Source organism: Xanthomonas sp. NCPPB 1826 (assembly GCF_056725285.1).
Map to the genome: position 1 here is coordinate 2,809,703 of NZ_CM161521.1, position 18,108 is coordinate 2,827,810.

13 protein-coding genes are annotated in these 18,108 nt (G+C 66.0%); 3 read left to right on the forward strand and 10 right to left on the reverse strand.

Annotated features, from left to right (window positions below):
• Positions 1–37: 37 nt before the first annotated feature.
• The 10 genes from AC1PLA_RS11860 to AC1PLA_RS11905 all read right to left on the reverse strand — a co-directional run bounded on the left by AC1PLA_RS11860 (position 38) and on the right by AC1PLA_RS11905 (position 13,972).
• Positions 38–988, reverse strand: coding sequence for an endonuclease/exonuclease/phosphatase family protein (locus tag AC1PLA_RS11860; RefSeq protein ID WP_228607641.1), 951 nt, complete (start codon positions 986–988; stop codon positions 38–40).
• The gene (locus AC1PLA_RS11865; RefSeq protein WP_481104589.1) at positions 985–4,122 is read right to left on the reverse strand and encodes a discoidin domain-containing protein; all 3,138 of its coding nucleotides are present in this window, start codon (positions 4,120–4,122) and stop codon (positions 985–987) included. The genes AC1PLA_RS11860 and AC1PLA_RS11865 overlap by 4 nt, the downstream gene beginning before the upstream one ends.
• 26 nt (positions 4,123–4,148) lie before the next feature.
• Positions 4,149–4,985 (reverse strand): carbohydrate ABC transporter permease, encoded by an 837-nt coding sequence (locus AC1PLA_RS11870; protein WP_016904891.1) that lies wholly within the window; start codon positions 4,983–4,985, stop codon positions 4,149–4,151.
• Positions 4,982–5,866, reverse strand: a complete 885-nt coding sequence (locus AC1PLA_RS11875) for a carbohydrate ABC transporter permease (protein WP_024940601.1) — start codon at positions 5,864–5,866, stop codon at positions 4,982–4,984. Before AC1PLA_RS11875 ends, AC1PLA_RS11870 begins: the two co-directional genes overlap by 4 nt.
• Positions 5,863–7,221, reverse strand: a complete 1,359-nt coding sequence (locus tag AC1PLA_RS11880) for a sugar ABC transporter substrate-binding protein (protein ID WP_104559599.1) — start codon at positions 7,219–7,221, stop codon at positions 5,863–5,865. Before AC1PLA_RS11880 ends, AC1PLA_RS11875 begins: the two co-directional genes overlap by 4 nt.
• A 3-nt stretch (positions 7,222–7,224) precedes the next feature.
• The gene (locus tag AC1PLA_RS11885; protein WP_039527041.1) at positions 7,225–8,844 is read right to left on the reverse strand and encodes a glucoamylase family protein; all 1,620 of its coding nucleotides are present in this window, start codon (positions 8,842–8,844) and stop codon (positions 7,225–7,227) included.
• A 101-nt stretch (positions 8,845–8,945) separates the two neighbouring features.
• Complete coding sequence (locus tag AC1PLA_RS11890; RefSeq protein ID WP_039521809.1) at positions 8,946–11,933, reverse strand: TonB-dependent receptor; 2,988 nt, start codon at positions 11,931–11,933, stop codon at positions 8,946–8,948.
• A 121-nt stretch (positions 11,934–12,054) separates the two neighbouring features.
• Positions 12,055–13,077 (reverse strand): LacI family DNA-binding transcriptional regulator, encoded by a 1,023-nt coding sequence (locus AC1PLA_RS11895; RefSeq protein ID WP_481104590.1) that lies wholly within the window; start codon positions 13,075–13,077, stop codon positions 12,055–12,057.
• 329 nt (positions 13,078–13,406) lie between these two features.
• A complete protein-coding gene (locus AC1PLA_RS11900) occupies positions 13,407–13,676 on the reverse strand; it encodes a BolA family protein (protein ID WP_016904540.1) in 270 nt (89 codons plus the stop codon).
• Positions 13,673–13,972, reverse strand: a complete 300-nt coding sequence (locus AC1PLA_RS11905; protein WP_016904541.1) for a YciI family protein — start codon at positions 13,970–13,972, stop codon at positions 13,673–13,675. Before AC1PLA_RS11905 ends, AC1PLA_RS11900 begins: the two co-directional genes overlap by 4 nt.
• Positions 13,973–14,322: 350 nt before the next feature.
• Between AC1PLA_RS11905 and AC1PLA_RS11910 the strand changes: the two genes are divergently transcribed.
• From AC1PLA_RS11910 to AC1PLA_RS11920, 3 genes are read left to right on the forward strand one after another with little or no spacing between them, the layout of a single operon-like run.
• Complete coding sequence (locus AC1PLA_RS11910) at positions 14,323–15,228, forward strand: segregation and condensation protein A (RefSeq protein WP_039527033.1); 906 nt, start codon at positions 14,323–14,325, stop codon at positions 15,226–15,228.
• Positions 15,167–16,465, forward strand: a complete 1,299-nt coding sequence (gene scpB / locus AC1PLA_RS11915; RefSeq protein WP_481104591.1) for an SMC-Scp complex subunit ScpB — start codon at positions 15,167–15,169, stop codon at positions 16,463–16,465. Before AC1PLA_RS11910 ends, scpB begins: the two co-directional genes overlap by 62 nt.
• Positions 16,458–18,104: a pseudouridine synthase gene (locus AC1PLA_RS11920; protein ID WP_039527028.1), complete on the forward strand. Its 1,647-nt coding sequence runs from the start codon at positions 16,458–16,460 to the stop codon at positions 18,102–18,104. Before scpB ends, AC1PLA_RS11920 begins: the two co-directional genes overlap by 8 nt.
• The last annotated feature ends 4 nt before the right edge of the window (positions 18,105–18,108 follow it).

Sequence of the window (18,108 nt, forward strand, 5' to 3'; positions counted from 1 at the left end):
CCGGGTGCGCTCCTACGTGGTTGATGTAGGGGTCGAGTTACGGCTGATCGGGCGCGAGCTGCAGGCGCACCCAGACGCCGTAGTGATCCGAGGCCCAGCGCCCTTCGGCATACGGGGTGTCGAACAGGATGCGCGCTTCGCGCGCCAGCAGGCGGTTCTGCTGGAAGAACACGTGGTCGATCCGCGCCGGCGTGTCGAAGACATGCAGGTTCAAGGTGCTGACGGTGGCGTCGCTGTTTCGATGCACGCTGCCGTAGCTGTCGCCGTAGCCCTTGCGTAGCGCTTCCAGATCGAGGGCATCGGCGGCGGTGTTGAAATCGCCTGCGATCACGACCGGGGCCTGCTCGCTGTTGGAGGCAATGAAGTCCAGCAGGTCGGCGACCTGACGCGTGCGTGTGGCCGTGCCACGCGCATCGGCACGTTCATTGAGGTGGGTGACGTAGACATTGATCGGCTGGCCGTCGACATCGACCTGCAGATGCGCGGCTACGCGGTAGTCGTCCAGCGGCTGCAGCAGGCGCTGATGCCGGGCCAGCACCGTGCGCCGGCTCAGCAACGCGTTGCCGTAGCGCTTGGGCGCACCGACCGGATCGGCCGAGGCGAAGGTGTAGTCGTAATCCAGCTTGCGCGCCAACCAGGCGGCCTGGTTCTCCACGCTGCCGCGGCGCTCGATCACTTCCTGCAGCGCGATCACGTCCGGCGCCAGTTGCTTGAGCTGTCTGGCGATATAGGCGCGACGCGCCGGCCAGTCTTCGCGGTCGTGATGCAGGTTGAGCGTGACCAGGGTCATCTCGCGCTGCGCCGCGCCCGGCGACTGCACTGCCGAGGATGCGTGTGCTGCCTGGTCGGTCTGCTCGAGTTGTGCGGGTTGCGCGGCCTGCGTGGCGTGTACAGCGACAAAGCACAGTAGCAGCGCCAGCCACGCGACCGGCCACCCGCCGCCGCGCCGCACCGGCGCTGCCCGGGTCGGTCGAGCCGCGTCGTTCATTGCGAGGCGCGCTCGGCCCGCCGCACCGCGCTGGGCACATCGATCTGCACGTTGGCCGGCAGCTGTTGAATCCGCAGTTCCCCGTTCTGCCATTCGGCAGATTCACCGTTGATGCTGGCCTTGCCCGGCGTGCCCTGGTACGGCCACGGCAGCACCACCCCGCCCGGCGGCAGGATCAGGCCGGGCTGCAGTTGCAGCACCAGCTGCTTGTCGGTGCGCTGCAAGGTGTAATTGAGGCGCCCGTACGGTGTGCGCAGCTCGGCGATGCCGATGCCCTTGCCCTCGAACCAGCGCGTCGGCGTGCCGGCAGCGATGACCAGGCTGGCGTCGGATTCGCGTCCGTAGGCGAACATGTCCAGCACCGAGCGCACGAAATCCGAGGCGACCCAGGCATGCGGCAGGTCGCCGACGAAGAACGGCGTGCGCGGCGTGCGCGAGACCACTTCGGCCCATTGGTTCCAGGGTTGCGGCGCACGGTCCTTGAAGAAGAACGCGGTGGCGTCCCAGGCGCGGTCGCGCCAGCCCAGACGCACGAACGCGGCCACGTTGCGCCATTCGTAGGGCGTGTAGTCCTTCCATGCGCGCTTGCCGTCGCGGCGGTCGGAAAACTCCTTCCAGTAGCGCTCGAAGGTATTGGTCAACAGGTCCTGCGGCAGGCGTTGCTGCTCGCCGCCCGGGGCCAGCGCGATGGTGGTCGAGGTCGCATCGAAGTCGCCCAGCTCGGCCGAGCCGGGCAGGAAATCGAGACTGTGCTGGCGCACCGCCGCCCCCAGCGAGGCGACCAGGTCGCCACTGAATTCGTCGCGTGCGGCGCTGAAGCGGGCGACCTCGTCGGGCTTGTCGAGTGCGCCGGCCAGCATCGCCGCATCCTTGTAGCCGCGCAGCGCCCAGAAGTTGTCCCAGTACGAATGCACCGGCTTGGCCGAATAGCCTTCGTGGCTGATCGACACCGGCATCATTCCGTAGAAGGCCGGGTTGCGCATGAAGTTGTCTTCGGTGCGCTCGCTGGCGCGCAGCTTTTCCATGTAGTCGTAGGCGCCGGTCACGTGCGGCCACATCTTTTCCAGGAACGCCTTGTCGCCGGTGTAACGGTAGTACTCGGCGATGTTGAAGATCAGCTCGCCATGGCTGTCGTTCTCGGGCACCGGGTCGCTGCCGCGGTCGTCCACGCAGCACGGCACCATGCCGTCGGCGAACTGATACGGGGCGAACCAGTCGATGTACTCGCGCACCACGTCTTCGCGGCCGAGCCGCAGCAGGCCTTCGGAAATCATCGCGCCGTCGCGGATCCAGCTGCGCGAATACGAGCGCGTGCCCGGCTGCAGGCGCGGGCCGATGCGCGAGATCAACATATGCGCCAACGCGGTGCGCAGGGTGTCGACCACCGGCTTGCCTTCGGCCGGCACGCTGATGCGCACGCGATCGAGCTTGCTGCGCCACTGCTGGGCCACCTGCTGCTGCGCCTTGTCGGCATCGAAGCCGGCCGGCAGTTGCGCGGTGCCGGTCTGCGGAATCACCAGCGCCACCTCGCGTTGTTGGCCGGGCTCCAGCTTCCAGCGATACAGCAGCACGCCCGAAGCCAGGCCGGTGTCGTCCTTGACCTGGGTGATCGTCGGCGGCGTGGCGGCGGTGAGATGGCTGACATCCATGCCGCTGTCGAAGGCGCTGGCAAAGCCGGCATCCGGACGTTGTGCGGCGAATACCCGCGGCTTGCCGTTGACGCTGACCTGCGCGCCCTCCACCGCCAGTTGTTCGATCCGGCTGACACCGCCCAGGGTATTGAGGAACTGCGCCGGCGGGTTGACCTGGAACGGCCGCACCGCCAACGCCAGGGTGAAGTCACGCGCCTCCTTGCCGGTGTTGTGCAGCTGATAGCGTGCGACCAGTTGCGCCTGATCCGGGGTGCCCTGCACGAACGCGGTCACGCGCAGGTTCATCAGGTCGTGATGCCAGTCGACGCTGGGAATCGGCAGGTAATCGTCCTGCAGGCTCTGCTCGCTGCTGACATCGGACCAGTGCAGCAGCTTGCCGCCGGTGACCACGAACGGCTCGATGCTGAAGCCGCCCTTGCCCACTTCCACCGCGCCGTCCTCGCCGATCAGGCCCTGCTCGGTGCCGCCATCCAGACCCAGGATGGTCCAGTACGGCTGCTCGCCGGAGAAACCGCGCGGATAGCTGCCGCGCGGCATCTGCGCGGCCAGCGACTTGATGAAGTCATTCGGGGTCGCCGCAAACGCCAGCGGCTGCAGCTGCACTTCCTTGATGCCGTAGCGCCAGTTGGGGCCGTCCTTAAGATCGAAGCGCAGGTAACGCGCCTCGGTGTCCGGCAGCGCCAGCCAATCGGTGCCGCCGGCACCGGCCGTGACGGTGCGTAGGTCGCGCCAGCCGCGCCCGTCGCTTGACGCGCGCACCACGTACTGCGAGGCCTGCAGGCCGGGGACCCACTGCACCACCGCGCCGCCGAATTCGCGCACCTTGCCCAGGTCCAGCGTGACGGTCTGTTGCTTGACCGCGCCGCTGAGCCAGAAGGTCTCCGGCTTGCCGTCGGCCAGGCGTTGTTCCAGTGCGGGCGCGGTATCGGTGATCGCCTCGGCCTTCAACGGCGAGGTGTCTTCCGGCGGCAGCGGCGTGAGCGTCAGGCGGTCGAAGCACACCGTGCCCTTGCCGCCGACCTTGTTGTAGATGGTGAACTCGACATCTGCGCTGCTGCGCAGTTGCTTGTCCTGGCCCGGGCCCCAGGCCTTTTCGATGTTGCGCTTGCGATAGCCGACGGTGGTCCAGTTCTTCGGGAAGTTGAAGCCGGGCCGGTTGACCCACCACACGTTGTCGCCGCTGGCATCGATCAACTTGACCTGCAGGTCGTTGGACGGCGAGTCGCCGCGCAGCGCAAAGCCGATGCGATAATTGTCCGGATAGTCGATCGGCAGGTTGCGGCGGATGCCGACATAGCCGGACACGCCGTTGAAGTTGTAGTCCAGGCACAGCGCATGCCCGCCGGCACTGGTGGCGACCGGCCGCAGCGAGCCGCTGACCTGGTTGGACACCACCAGGCGCCAGGCGCCGATGTCGTTGAAGCCGTCGAGCACGCGTTCCTGCGCCTGCGCCGTGACCGCAGAGGTGGCAACAGCGGTCATGGCAAACAATCGCAGGAACATTGGCTTCACCCCTTCACACTCCCCAGCAGAAGACCTTGGATGTAGTAGCGCTGCAGCGCGACGAACAATAGCAGCACCGGAATCACCGTCACCACTGCGCCGGCCATCATCAGCTCCACGTCCATGATGTGCTCGCGCGACAGTGCGGCCAGCGCCACCGGCAAGGTGTACTGCTCCTGGTCGGTCAGCACGATCAGCGGCCACATGAAATCGTTCCACGAGCCCATAAAGGTGAAGATGGTCAAGGTGACCAGCACCGGCTTGAGCATCGGCAGCACGATCTGGAAGAAGATCCGCATCTCGCTGGCGCCGTCGATGCGCGCGGCCTCGATCAGTTCATCGGGAATGCTGCGCGCGTACTGGCGCACCAGGAAGATGCCGAACACCGTCGCCAGCGCCGGCACCACCACCCCGCCGATGTTGTTGACCAGATGCAGCTGCTTCATCAACAGGAACAACGGCAGCATCGCCACCTGCGCCGGGATCACCAACGCGGCCATCAGGATCTTGAAGATGCGCTCGCGGCCAACGAACTGCAGCTTGGCGAACGCATAGCCGGCCATGGTGTTGATCAGCAGCGAACCGAGCGTGATCAGCCCGGACACCATCAGGCTGTTGGCGAAGTTGCGCGCCATGCCGGTGCGCGCGAACAGTTCGTGGTAGTTGGCGGTGGTGAACGCCGAGGGCAGCATCGGCGGCGGGAAGCGGCTGGCCTCGCCGGTGGGCATGAACGACACCGACAGCATCCACAGCAGCGGCGCCAGGCTGACCAGCGCCAGCAGCAGCAGGCCACCGTTGATCAGCACGCCATTCCAGCGCGATTGGCCGACATCACGACTCATATCAAATCCCTCTTGCGGCCAAAGCGCAGCATCACGGTGGTCACTGCCAGGATGATCAGGAACAACAGGAACGCCACCGCCGACGCGCGGCCGAGGTTCCACCACTTGAAGCCTTCCTCGAACATGAAATACAGCACGCTCACGGTGCTTTGCAGTGGGTCGCCGCGGGTCATCACGTAGGGCTCGGCGAACAGCTGGAAATAGCCGGAGATGGTGATCACCCCGACCACCATCAGCACCGGGCCGAGCATCGGCAGGGTGATATGCAGGAACTGCTTCCAGCGCGAGGCGCCATCGATGCGCGCGGCCTCATACAGGTCCTGCGGGATCGCCTGCAGCCCGGCCAGGAAGATCACCATGTTGTAGCCGAAGTTCTTCCACACCGCGAACAGCATGATGGTCGGCATCGCCCAGCGCGGGTCGCCCAGCCAGTCGATCGGGGCGATGCCCAGATGGCTCAGACCGAAGTTCACCAGGCCGTATTTGATGTGGAACAGATAGCGCCAGATCACCGCCACCGCCACCAGCGTGGTCACTACCGGGGCGAACAAGGCGGTACGGAACAACGCCTTGAAGCGCGAGGCCTTGGCATTGAGCAGCAATGCCGCGCCCAGCGACACGCCGATCGACATCGGCACGCCCAGCAGCACGAAATACGTGGTGTTCCACAACGACTTCCAGAACAGCGGCGTCTGCAGCAGGTCGATGTAGTTGCCCAGGCCGACGAAGCGCAGATGGCCGCTGTCGGCCAGCGCGTACAGATCGAAGTCGGTGACGCTGAGCACCAGCGCGGCGAACACCGGCACGCCGAAGAACATGCCCAGCACCAGGATCGACGGCGCGGCGAACACCCAGCCGGCGACGGAATTACGCTTCATCATCGTGCCGCTCCCTCGCCCGCTGCCGGTGCTGGCGCTGCGGCAGGTGTCGCCGCAGGCGTTGCCGATTCACCAGCCGGACCGACATGCCCGCCCTCCTGTTCGAAGATCCAGCGGCGCTTGGCCAGAATCTCGTCCACGCGTTTATCCAGTTCCTGCACGGCGGCCTCATGTGATTGGCCGCCACGCACCACGCGTTCGGTCACCAGGCGCATTTCCTGCACGATGCGCTCCCACTCCAGCACTTTGGGCGTGGCCTTGACCCGCTCCAGCTGGTCGCCGAAGGCATGCGCCAGTTCGTCGTTGGCCAGCGAGGGCAACTTCCAGGTGCTGCGGCGCGGCGGCAGGTCGCCGATGATGGCGTGGAAGCGCGCCTGCACCTGCGGCTGCGACAGGTATTCGATCAGCTTCCAGCTGGCGTCCTTGTGCTGCGACGACTTGAAGATCACCAGGCTGGAACCGCCGGCAATGCCCGCGCCCAGACCGTTGGGCCCCGGCAGCGGCGCAGTGCCCCACTTGCCTTCCATGCCCGGCGGCTGGCGCAGCTTGAACTCGCGCACGTTCCACGGGCCGGACAGATAGAACGCGTAATAGCCGTTGAAGAACTCGTACCAGACGTTGGAGACCTGGGTCTCGGAGACCTTCGGCGCCCAGCCTTTCTGATACATGGTGTCGTAGAAGCCCAGCGCCTTGCGGAAGCCCTCGCCGCGGAAGTTGCCGTAGTTGTCGTGGTCGCGCAGCAGGCGGTCGTCCTGCTGCAGCGCGAACGACAGCTGCTGCTCGAACTCGTTGAGCGGCATCAGGATGGCGTAGCGGTCCGGGCCGACCTTGCGCTTGATCGCCGCCATCACCTGTTCCATCTCGGCCCAGGTCTTGGGCATCTCGCTATAGCCGGCCTCGCGCAGCAGGTCCTTGCGATAGAACAGCAGCCGGGTGTCCACATACCACGGCACGCCATACAGGGTGCCGTCGACCAGGTTGGTGTCCCACACGCCGGGGAAATAATCCTGCGGGTCGACGATCCTGGAACGCGCCACATACGGCTGCATCGGTTCCAGCGTGTCCAGCAAGGCGAACTCCGGCAGCCAGGTGTTGCCGAGCTGGCACACGTCCGGCAAGCCATCGGCGGCAAAGGCGGTCAGCAGTTTTTCGTGCGCCGCCGTCATCGGGATGTTCTGCACATCCACATGGATGTCGGGGTTTTGCTTCTCGAACTCGGTCACCAGCTCGGCGACCACTTCGGCCTCCTTGCCCATGGCCCAGAAGCGCACGGTGGTCTTGCCGGGGTCGGAGCGTTCGCATCCCGCCACACCCACACACAGTGCGGCGGAGATCATCAACAGTTTCAAAAGGCGCACGGATTACTCGGGTTTTTGGCGTTGCGAGGGGTCTTGCTGGGCCTGGGCGGCGGCGGCACGCGACTCGGCCATGCCCAGCGCGCGGGCGGCGGCCTTTTGCTCGTCCTTCTGCGGCGCCGGCTGCGGCTCGCCTTCGGGGGTGAGCCAGCCGCCGGTAAAGCCGGCGCGTTCCAGACCGGCCCGGATGTAGGGGTTCTTCTTCATCACGGTCCAGACAAATTCGTTCTGGTAGTTGGCGATCATCGCCAGGATCGGGCCCTGGTCGATGGCGATGTAGTCGCTGGCCACCCAGCCACGGTCCGGCACCATGCGCCCGGTCTTGAGCGGAATGTCGTAGTTGAAGCTGGGATTGAACGAGTCCAGGAAGCCGTAGCTGGAATACAGGAAGTCGCCATAGCGCTTGTGCATTTCCTCGGTGGCCGGGATCACCACTTCCGGGGCGAACACGATCGAGGAGATCGCCGCCGACGGCACGATGGTGCCGTCGTCGAAGTTCTCGCGCAGGCCGGCGCCGCGCGAGGAATAGTGGCGGAACTGGCGCTGCTCGCCACGGTATTCCTGGCTGGTGTTCTGCGGGCCGTCGCCCGCGGTCAGGCCCCAGACGTTCTCGCCGTAGTCCTTCCACTTCATCGGGTTGTCGATGGCGTAGTCGCGCTGGGCCAGGGTGGCGCGGCGGCTGTTGAGGAAATAGTCGATGCCGCGTTCGCGCATGTACTGATCCTGGATATCGCGGAAGTCGATCCAGACATGGCTGTACTGGTGACCGAACAGCGGGCCGAAGGACAGGTATTCCTGGCCCTGGTAGACACCCCAGTCGTTGTTGTAGGTGCGGGTCCAGCTGGTCCAGGCATCCACGTCCACGCCATGGGTCGGCGAGCCCAGCGCGAGGATGTACAACATCATCGCCTCGTTGTAGCCCATCCAATCGTGGTCGATGAAGCCGCTCTCGGGGAACCAGCCCATCGAGATCAGCGGTGCGCGCTGCTGCAGCCAGCGCCAGTCCACGCGCTTGTACAGCGCATCGGCGATCTGCCGGATCTCCTTTTCGCGCGGGTCGTCGCCGTCGTAATACGACTGGGTGAACAGCACGCCCATCATCAGCAGCGCGGTATCCACGCTCGACAGCTCGACCCAGCTGTCGTAACGGTTGCCCTGCTGCATGTCCAGAAAGTGGTAGTAGAAGCCCTTGTACCCGGCCCTACCGGTCCGCTGCGGCCCCATTGGCGCATCGCGGAAGAATTTGAGTGTGGTCAGGGTGCGGTCGATCGCCTGATTGCGACTGACCCAGCCGTTCTCGATGCCGATCGGGTACGCGGTCAGCGCGAACCCCACCGAGGCGATGCTGGCGAACGGGCGCGACGGAAAGCGGTCCGGCGACAGCCCATTGAGTTCGTTGGTGGTGTCCCAGAAAAACTGGAAGGTGCGGCGCTCGATGTCCGAGAACAGCGGCGGCAGCGCGGGTTTGACCGGCTTGGGTGGCAGCTGCGCTTCCACCAGGATGACTTTCACCGGCGCCTTCTTTTCAGCCACCTTGGGTTCCTCGGCCTGCTTGCAGGACGCCAGCACCAGCGCGCCCAGCAATAGTGGAATCGTCAACCAATACGAAGTCCTGCCCCTGTTCATCCGCCCCCCACTTGTGTAATCGATTACATCTCGCACGCCAACCTACCCTATCCAAGCGCCGAGTTCGACCGCCCCGGCAGCTGCCGGGGCGGTCGAGTACCTCACCAGTTCAGGCCGAAGGCCAGTCGGAAGGTACGCATCGGCGACGCCAGCACGCCGGTCGGGGTGCCGTAAGCCGTGTTCAAGTCTCCGAGTGTCCCGGTCTCGCCGTTAAAGTTGGCGTAGTTCACCCAATTGAACACGTTGAGGATATCCGCACGCACGTTGAATTTGACACCTGCGCCGGTATCCCACTCTTTATTGGCGGCGATGCTGAACTCCTTGTAGCCCAACGTACCGTCCGGCTTGAACTGCACGATGTAGCACTGGTCGTTGCCGGCCAGGCAGTTCTGCCCGTAGCGCGCGGTCTGGCTGGCCAGCGACAGCTTGCCGGACAGCTTGATCTCGTACGGCAGCTCGTAGATGCCGGTGACCACCAGGCGATTCTTCGGAATGCCGCCGGCCTCGCGCCAGCCGTAGTCTTCAACGCGCTCGCGGTCCAGTGCGTAATGCTCGCCAAACTGGCGGTTCTCCTTGGCATCGGAATAGGTGTAGGCCACCGTCAGGCCCCAGCCGGACTCCTCGTCGAACGGCTTTTCGACCTGCAGGGCGAGCTGGTTGTTGCGGGTTTCCACGCCGTTGGTCCCCAGCACGATGGCGCTATAGCCATCCGGGCCGTCGGTCGGCGAGCCGGAAGTGGTGCCCGGCTGGAAGAACGACCCGTCCGGCAGACGGTTGCCGCGCACGAACGCGAAGCCGTCATGGCTTTCGATGCGGCTCAGGGTCACGTCGGTGAACCAGTCCTGGCCCCACAGCGGCACCATGTTGCGCATGCCGATGCTGAATTGATCCGAGTACGGGGTCTTGATGTTGTTGTCGATCAGGTAGACCTCGCGACCGCCGCCGCCACTGCTGGTTGCCGCCAGTGCGTCGAGACCTTCCTGGGTGTTGTAAGCCGGATTCCAGGCCACGCACGGGTCGCCCAGGCAGGCTTGGCTATTCTGGTTGTTGGGGTTGGTGAAGTAATAGCTGTAGGACTTGAACGAGTTGTTGAGCTGCTCGAGCGCCAGGTAATCGAAGATGTTGCGGTCGTAGGCACGGCCGGCACCGCCATAGATCACGTGAGCCTGATCGCCGAACAGGTCGTAAGAGGCACCCAGGCGCGGCTGCCAGGCATTCTTGAATGCCTTGCGGTTGTTGCCGGTGCTGATGAAGTTGTTGATGTCGTAGTTGGCGTTCTGCAGGTTGGGCCAGTTCTGCAGCGCACCGGCGACGTCGGACGGGGTCACGAAGTCCAGGAACGCCGGGGTTTCTTCGTAGTCATAGCGCACGCCCAGGTTCAGGGTCCAGTGCTCGTTGACCTCCCAGTCGTCCTGCAGGTAGATGCCGTACTGCTTGTTCTTGGACACCACCGAACCGCCACCTTCGACCAGCGGCGCACCGAAGCGCACCCGGTACGGCGTTTCGAGATCGCCGAGGATGTTGTAGTAGTACTGCGGGTTGGCTGGATTGAACTGGGTGGAATCCAGATCGATGCTCTTGAACTTCACGCCCATCTTGACGGTGTGCGCGCCGTGCCATTCCAGGCTGTTCAGGGTCAAATCGTCCTGGAAGGTCCAGCCCTTCTGACCCTTGCGCTGGAAGCTGCTGCCGGCGCCGGCGGACAGCACTTCGTCCTCGATGCCGCGCACTGGCGCATAACTCAGCACATAACCGGTGCCGTTGTTGATCGGCGCCTGGTTCCAGAACGCGCTCTCGTAGCTGAGGTTGGCTTCGTTGAGGAAGTTGGCGCCGCTGTACTGCCAACGCAGGTTGGCGCGCTTTTCTTCCTGGCCGTTGATGCTGCCGTGCTCGAGGGTCGAGGTGCCGCCGACGTCGTTGAGCTCGTCTTCCTTGCGGTACTTGCCGCTCAGCTCGAACAGGCTGTTGTCGCCGATGGTCCAGTCGATCTTGGCGAAGTACAGGTCTTCCTTGAACGGCGTGCTGTAGGTGGCGACCAGCGGCTGCAACTGCGTGGGCAGCTGATCGACGCGGTCCGAATAGATCGAACCGGGGATCACCACGTTCGGGGTGGTGTATTCCTTGGCTTCATAGGCGACGAAGAAATGCGCCTTGTCCTTCAGGATCGGGCCGCTAAAGGTGGCGCCGTACTGGGTTTCCTCGAAGTCGTCACGCACGCCGGCGCGCTTTTCCAGCGGGCTTTCTTCGCGCCAGCTGTCGTTGCTGGTATCCCAGAAGAAGCTGCCGTGGAAATCGTTGGTACCGGACTTGGACGAGGCCACGATGGCCGCGCCGCTGACCTGGTCGAACTCGGCCTTGTAGTTGGAGGTGATGACCTTGTACTCGCCGATCGCCGACTGCGGGAACGGATTGCCGCGGCTGGAATCCTGGCCGCTGACGCCGCCGGTCAGCACGTAGTTCTTCTGGCTCACGCCGTCGATGTAGACGTTGGTGCCTTCGGCCGAGGTAGCGCCCGAGCGCACCTTGGTGGTGCCGTTGGCCTCGCGGGTGAACTGCACGTTCGGCACGGTGTCGGCCAGTTCCAGGAAGTTGCGCGTGGCACGCGGCAGGTTCTGGATCTGCACGTTGGAGATGTAGGTGGCGTTCTCGGAGGTACGGGTTTCCACCAGTACCGGCGGAGCCTTGACCTGCACCGCGTCCAGCGTGGTGGCGTTACCACCGTCAGCCGTGGCCGGTTCGCCGCCGACACCCAGGTTCAGGGTTGCGGTCTGGCCGACCTGCACGGTGACGTTCTGCGAGGTGGTCTGGCCGTTGGCGGTGACGTCCAGGCGGTACGAACCCGGCGGCAGGCCGCCGAGCGAGTAGCCACCGTTGCTGACCTGCACGGTGCGGGTCAGGCCGGTGGCGAGATTGGTCGCAGTGACCTGGGCCTGGCTGGCAGGTGCCGAGTCGACGGTGACCTGGCCGCGGATGGTCGCCGCAGCACTCTGCGCAAAGGCCGGTGCGGCACCAAGCAACAGGCAACTGGCCAGGGCGCAGCTGAGCAGCTTGCGCGCCGGACTGGCGGAATGGGGGTAGTGGTGGCGCATTGGTCCCTCCAGGGATCGGTACAGATTGTTGTTGTGGCGTTGCGACTTGCAGGAACGACCGCTGCGGGGGGCAGCGGGAGCGGACAGAACGTCCGCGAAAAGGGTCAGCGGGCAGGAAACCTCAGGGGCCGGGCTCGCCGGCGCCGCAGGAGGCGCGGATCACCAGCTCGGGCGTGAGCAGTTGGCGGATGCCGTCATCGCGGCCGGGCTGGTCCACCAGCCGCATCAGCCGGGACATCGCCTGCTCGCCCAGGCGCGCGATGCTGACCCGCATCGTGGTCAGCGCCGGGTGGACGAAACGGGCCAGTGGAATATCGTCGAAACCGGCCAGTGCCACGTCGCCGGGCACCGAGACATTGGCCTGGGCAAACGCGTACAGGCAGCCCAGCGCGGTCATGTCGTTGGCGGCGAATACCGCGTCGGGCAGCGCGCCGCCGGCCAGCATCGCCTGCCCGGCGCGGTGGCCAGAGGCCTCGTCGAAGTCGCCGGGGAATTCGATGCCCTGCGCGGTATCGCCGTAGGCGGCGATGGCATCGCGGAAGCCGCGCAGGCGTTCGCGCGCATCGAAGTTGAGCACCGGACCGCCGATGAAGGCGATGCGCCGATGTCCGGCCGACAACAGATGTTCGGTCATCGCCATCGCGCCGGCGTGGTCGTCGATGCTCAGCACCGGATAGGCATCGCCGGGAACGTGCGCGTTGATCAATACCGTGGGCAGCGCCTGCGGCAGGTTGTCGGTGAGGAACCCGGGCTGCTCGGCATACGGCGACAACACCAGCAGACCATCCACGCGCCCGCGCATGGACTGCAATGCCCTGCCCTGCGCCTCCGGGTCGCCGTGGTAACTGGACACCAGCAGATGCTGGCCGGCGGCGCGTGCCGCACCATCGATTCCGCGGATCAGCTCGGAAAAGAATTCGCCATACAGGTCCGGCAGCACCACGCCCAGGGTCTGGGTGCGTCGGCTGCTCAGGCTGCGGGCTGCCGCATGCGGGCTGTAGCGCAGCCGCGCGGCCACGTCCTGCACCAGCTGGCGCACCGGCCCGGCGACGTTGTCATGCCCGTTGAGCGCACGCGACACCGTTGCAACGGAGACCTGTGCTTCCCTGGCGACATCTTTGATGGTGACCGCACCCTTGGCCATTCGTGTCGCCCTCCGCGACCGAGTTCCCAAAACTGGCGCGGACTGTAAGCGTTTTCATACGAAGGCGTAAACCCCTGTCTTCACGCCCGTGAAAACGCTTACAGATCAAGCATCTGCAAGTGATGAATACGTGAAGCAATGTGTTGCGACGCAACAAATACCGCCCATGTGTCCACGGATGCAGGTCGACGGCGATCACGGTTGGAGCGGTTTGGTCCGCTGCGCAGGAAGCGGTCGCCCCCGTAGGAGCGCACCCGGGCGCGACGGGGTATCAGTCAAGTCCAGTCGCGCCCGGGTGCGCTCCTACGACGGCGGGTTGAGTGGCCTGGTTACCCTGCCTCGCCCGGCGCGATCGCCTCGATCGACAGCGCGTGGATATCGGTCTGCATCATCTCGCCGACCGCGGCATACACCGCGCGGTGCCGTGCCAGCGGCGGCTTGCCGGCAAAGGCGGCGCTGACCACGCGCACATTGAAATGCCCACGCCCGTCGCGCGCGCCGGCATGCCCGGCGTGGCGATGGCTGTCGTCCACCACCTCCAGCTCGGTCGGCGCCAGCGCCGCCTGCAGCGCGGTACGGATCCGCTCGACCCGGCTCATGGCAGCACCCGGCGGAACGGGCGGACCTCGGTGCGAACGTACACGCCCGCCTCGACATACGGATCGGCATCGGCCCAGGCGCGGGCGTCGTCGAGCGCGTCGAACTCGGCGATGACCACGCTGCCACTGAAACCGGCCGGGCCCGGATCCTCGGCATCGATCGCCGGGCATGGGCCGGCCACCAGCAAGCGACCTGCCGCCGCCAGCGCCTGCAAACGGGCCAGATGCGCCGGTCGCGCCTGCTGCCGGGCCGCCAGTGCGTCGGCCCGGTCATACCCTTCGATTACGTACCACATAGGCCACCTCGCCCAAGACGTGAAGAACAGCCCCGGGATTCTAGCCGCCTCAGCGCTGGACACCGCCCCCGCGCACGCATTACCCTTGCCACCACTGCACACGCAATCGGACGCAGCGGCCCGTCGGCCCAGGCCCCACGCCTCCTCGACGACCGATTCGCTGCCCACCGCCGACCCGCGTAGACGACCTCCTCGCTGTTCCGTCGCCGCATGCCACGCGGCGCACGTTGTATGTGGATTTGTAGGATCGTGCCGGCACGGGCACGACATTGATCGCAATAATTCAAGGCAAAGCCCTGCAGGCGCGGCTCAGACCGCGGCCGGCGACCGTAAGACCCGATGTCGACCTGATGAATTCCGAACTCGCGCACGACGCGAATCCGCCAGCCACGAGCGCGCCGCCACAGCAGCAGGAAATGCCGCTGGCGGTGGTGCATGGGCAACCGGTGCTGCAGATCCCGCAGGATCTGTATATTCCGCCGGACGCGCTGGAAGTCATCCTGGATGCCTTCGAAGGTCCGCTGGACCTGCTGCTGTATCTGATCCGCCGGCAGAATCTGGACATCCTGGATATCCCCGTCGCCGAGATCACCCGGCAGTACGTGGATTACATCAACGTGATGCAGGAGCTGCGCTTCGAACTGGCGGCCGAATATCTGGTGATGGCCGCGATCCTGGCCGAGATCAAGTCGCGCATGCTGTTGCCGCGCCCGCCCAGCGAGGAAGGCGAAGAAAACGATCCGCGCGCCGAGCTGGTGCGCCGGCTGCAGGAATACGAACGCTTCAAGCAGGCTGCCGAGGATCTGGACACCCTGCCGCGCATGGGCCGCGACAGCGCGCCGGTGCAGGCGCATCTGCCCGAGCGCGCCGCGGTCAAGCTGCCGCCGCCGGTGGAACTAAAAGAAATGCTGATGGCGCTGTACGACGTGCTCAAACGCGCCGAACTGTTCACCGGCCATGCGATCAAGCGCGAGGCGCTGAGTGTGCGCCAGCGCATGGGCGATGTGCTGAGCCGTCTGGACGATGGCAGGTTCTACCGTTTCGAATCGCTGTTCACGGCCGAAGAAGGCAAGCTCGGCGTACTGGTCACCTTCCTGGCGCTGCTCGAATTGGCCAAGGAGCAATTGCTGGACATCGTGCAGGAGGCGCCGCTGGCGCCGATCTACGTGAAGTCGCTGGCCTTGGGCAATACCAATGCGCCGCTGCAATTCTCCAGCGAATTCGATGACAGCGATGCCGCCAACGAACCCCTCTGAAGCCGATCACCGAATGGATCAAGCGTTGATCACCCGCATTATCGAAGCCGCCCTGCTGGCGAGCAGCCAGCCGCTGACGCTGGCGCAGCTGCAGGGCGTGTTTCCGGAAGAAGAACCTGCGCCGCCCGGCAGCGTCGAGCGCGCGCTGGAACTGCTGCGCGACGGCTGCGCCGAGCGCGGCGTGGAGCTGGTCGAGGTGGCCTCGGGCTTCCGCTTCCAGGTCAAGGCGGACGTGCATGGCTGGGTCGCCCGACTGTGGACCGAGCGCCGTACCAAGTACACCCGCGCCACGCTGGAAACCCTGGCGCTGATCGCCTACCGCCAGCCGATCACCCGCGGCGAGATCGAGCAGGTGCGCGGCGTGGCGGTCAGCAGCAACATCATCCAGGCGCTGGAAGAACGCGAGTGGATCCGCGTGGTCGGCCACCGTGACGTTCCCGGCAAGCCGGCCCTGTTCGGCACCACCAAGGGCTTTCTGGATTACTTCGGGCTCAAGCGATTGGACGAGCTGCCGCCATTGTCTGAGTTGAAGGACATTGCCGAGCTGGAACCGCAGCTGCCGTTGGACCGCGACGGCCAACTGGATGGCGCGGTCCCGGCGTCGGCGGCGATGGGTGCGGAGCATGCTGAAGCGGGTCCGGAGACAGATCCAGACCCGGATAGGGCGGATGCAGACGGCGCCGGCGCCGATGCGGCGATTGCCGCCCGGACTGACGCGGCGGCGGATGCAGCTGCTGACGCGGATGCCGACCCGGTCGACGCTGCGCCGGAACACCGCGATGCCGAGGATGTGCTGCCGGCATCGGACAGCACCACCGATGCAACCAGCGACAGCGACGACACAACGCACGTCGATGCCGATACCGAGCTGGCCGTTGATGCCGATGGCGATGCCGATGTTGACGTAGACAACAGCGACCAGACTGCCAGCCCAGGCACTGCAGTCGACGACGCACACGAACACCACGCCGACGCGGTCGATGACCACGCCAGCGCCGATGAATCCAGTAACGACACACCGCAACACCCCGAGCATGCCTCGGCGCAGGACCCGAATCCGTTGGACCCAGATGACGCCCGTGAGGGCGACCCCGACACCGCGCCGGGAACGCGCGCGGATGCAGTGAACGAAGACGAAGACAACGCCGTCGCGACGACGACCGTGGCTGTTGACGAAGCCGATTCCGACCCAGAGGCCGACCCAGAACGCGTCGGCCGGAGCCAGACACATGAGTGACACCCCCCGCAAGCTGTCGTTGAACAAGCTTTCCCTCAAGCGCGACAGCGCGCCCGAAGCACCCAAGCTGGAAGAGCGCCTGCACAAGGTGCTGGCCCAGGCCGGCCTGGGGTCGCGCCGCGCGCTGGAACAGCGCATTGCCGATGGCCTGATCAAGGTCAATGGCGCCGTCGCGCAGACCGGCATGTCGGTGCGCAGCGGCGACAAGATCGAGCTGGATGGCCGCAGTTTCGTGGCCAGCGCGCTGACCGAGCCCTCGCGCGTACTGATCTACAACAAGCCCGAAGGCGAAGTGACCACGCGCGAAGACCCCGAAGGCCGCCCGACCGTGTTCGAGTCGCTGCCGGCATTGAAAGGCTCGCGCTGGATCGCCATCGGCCGCCTGGACATCAACACCACCGGCCTGCTGCTGCTGACCACCGACGGTGAGTTGGCCAACGCGATGATGCACCCCTCCTACGAGGTCGAGCGCGAATACGTGGTGCGCGTACGCGCCCCGGAAGGCGAGGACAAGGTCTCCGACGCCATCATCGAGCGCCTGTCGCGCGGTGTGCTGCTGGAAGACGGCGGCGCCAAGTTCGACGAGATCGAACGCATCGGCGGCACCGACTCGCACGACTGGTTCCGCGTGGTGGTCAAGGAAGGCCGCAACCGCGAAGTGCGTCGCCTGTGGGAGTCGCAGGGTTGCCAGGTCAGTCGCCTCAAGCGCAGCCGCTACGGCAAGATCTCCCTGCCGCGCGAACTGCTGCGTGGGCAGTCGATCGAAGTGGCACAGGACAAGGTCGACAGCCTGCGCGCCGAACTCAAGCTGGAAGAAGGCGCGCCGTCGGCGCTGACGCTGCAGCCGGTGATCGGCCAGCGCCGCGCCGCCAAGTCCACCGTGCACGTCTCGCGCGATGGCCGCAGCAATGCCTACGTCAACGGCCAGACCTCCGGCGCCGACGAAGGCCGTGAACTGCGTCGCTTCGACAACCTGCGCGAAGATCGCGGCGGCCGTGGCCGTGGCAAGCCGGGCGGTTTCCGCGGTGGCCTCACCGTCAGCGGCGAAGCGGCGGCCAAGCAGTCGCAGCAGCGCCCGTTCAAGCAGCGCGCTCCCGGCAAGGGCGACCGCGCCCTGCCGGACGGCAACCCGGCCGCGTTCCGCAGCTGGTACGTGCCCGATGGCGTGAGCACCGGGCCGAGCGGTCACCGCAATGCCGGCCCCAGCGGCCCCGGCACCGGCCAGGCACGCCCGTACGCGAAGAAGGGTCCGGGCGGCGCACGTCCAGGTGGCGGCGCGGGCAATGCCCGTCCCGGCGCAGGCGGCGCGGGGCGTGGCGGCGCCGGTGGCGGACAGGGCCAGTCGCAGGGTCAGGGCCAGGGTCAGCGCAAGCACCCGTACGGTCATCCGGGCAACGCACCGAGCTTCCCGTCCGATCACGCCAACCCGGGTTTCAGCCCGTATGGCGCGGCACGTCCTGCGGCCGGTCGCCCGACCGGCGCACGTGCGGGCGGCCCCGGTGGCAACCGTGGTCCGGGCGGCAATCGCGGTCCGGGTGGCCCGGGCGGCGCGCCGCGTGGACCCGGCGGCCCGGGTGGTCGTCCCCCGGGTGGCGGCAATCGTCGCCCGCCAGGCGGCGGTGGTAATCGCGGTCGCTAAGCTG

Excerpts from the sequence above, each read along its gene's own strand:
- AC1PLA_RS11860 (WP_228607641.1), bottom strand. The coding sequence starts at position 988 with ATGAACGACGCGGCTCGACCGACCCGGGCAGCGCCGGTGCGGCGCGGC.
- AC1PLA_RS11865 (WP_481104589.1), bottom strand. The coding sequence starts at position 4,122 with ATGACCGCTGTTGCCACCTCTGCGGTCACGGCGCAGGCGCAGGAACGC.
- AC1PLA_RS11870 (WP_016904891.1), bottom strand. The coding sequence starts at position 4,985 with ATGAGTCGTGATGTCGGCCAATCGCGCTGGAATGGCGTGCTGATCAAC.
- AC1PLA_RS11875 (WP_024940601.1), bottom strand. The coding sequence starts at position 5,866 with ATGATGAAGCGTAATTCCGTCGCCGGCTGGGTGTTCGCCGCGCCGTCG.
- AC1PLA_RS11885 (WP_039527041.1), bottom strand. The coding sequence starts at position 8,844 with ATGAACAGGGGCAGGACTTCGTATTGGTTGACGATTCCACTATTGCTG.
- AC1PLA_RS11890 (WP_039521809.1), bottom strand. The coding sequence starts at position 11,933 with ATGCGCCACCACTACCCCCATTCCGCCAGTCCGGCGCGCAAGCTGCTC.
- AC1PLA_RS11895 (WP_481104590.1), bottom strand. The coding sequence starts at position 13,077 with ATGGCCAAGGGTGCGGTCACCATCAAAGATGTCGCCAGGGAAGCACAG.
- AC1PLA_RS11900 (WP_016904540.1), bottom strand. The coding sequence starts at position 13,676 with ATGAGCCGGGTCGAGCGGATCCGTACCGCGCTGCAGGCGGCGCTGGCG.
- AC1PLA_RS11905 (WP_016904541.1), bottom strand. The coding sequence starts at position 13,972 with ATGTGGTACGTAATCGAAGGGTATGACCGGGCCGACGCACTGGCGGCC.
- AC1PLA_RS11910 (WP_039527033.1), top strand. The coding sequence starts at position 14,323 with ATGAATTCCGAACTCGCGCACGACGCGAATCCGCCAGCCACGAGCGCG.
- scpB (WP_481104591.1), top strand. The coding sequence starts at position 15,167 with ATGCGCCGCTGCAATTCTCCAGCGAATTCGATGACAGCGATGCCGCCA.
- AC1PLA_RS11920 (WP_039527028.1), top strand. The coding sequence starts at position 16,458 with ATGAGTGACACCCCCCGCAAGCTGTCGTTGAACAAGCTTTCCCTCAAG.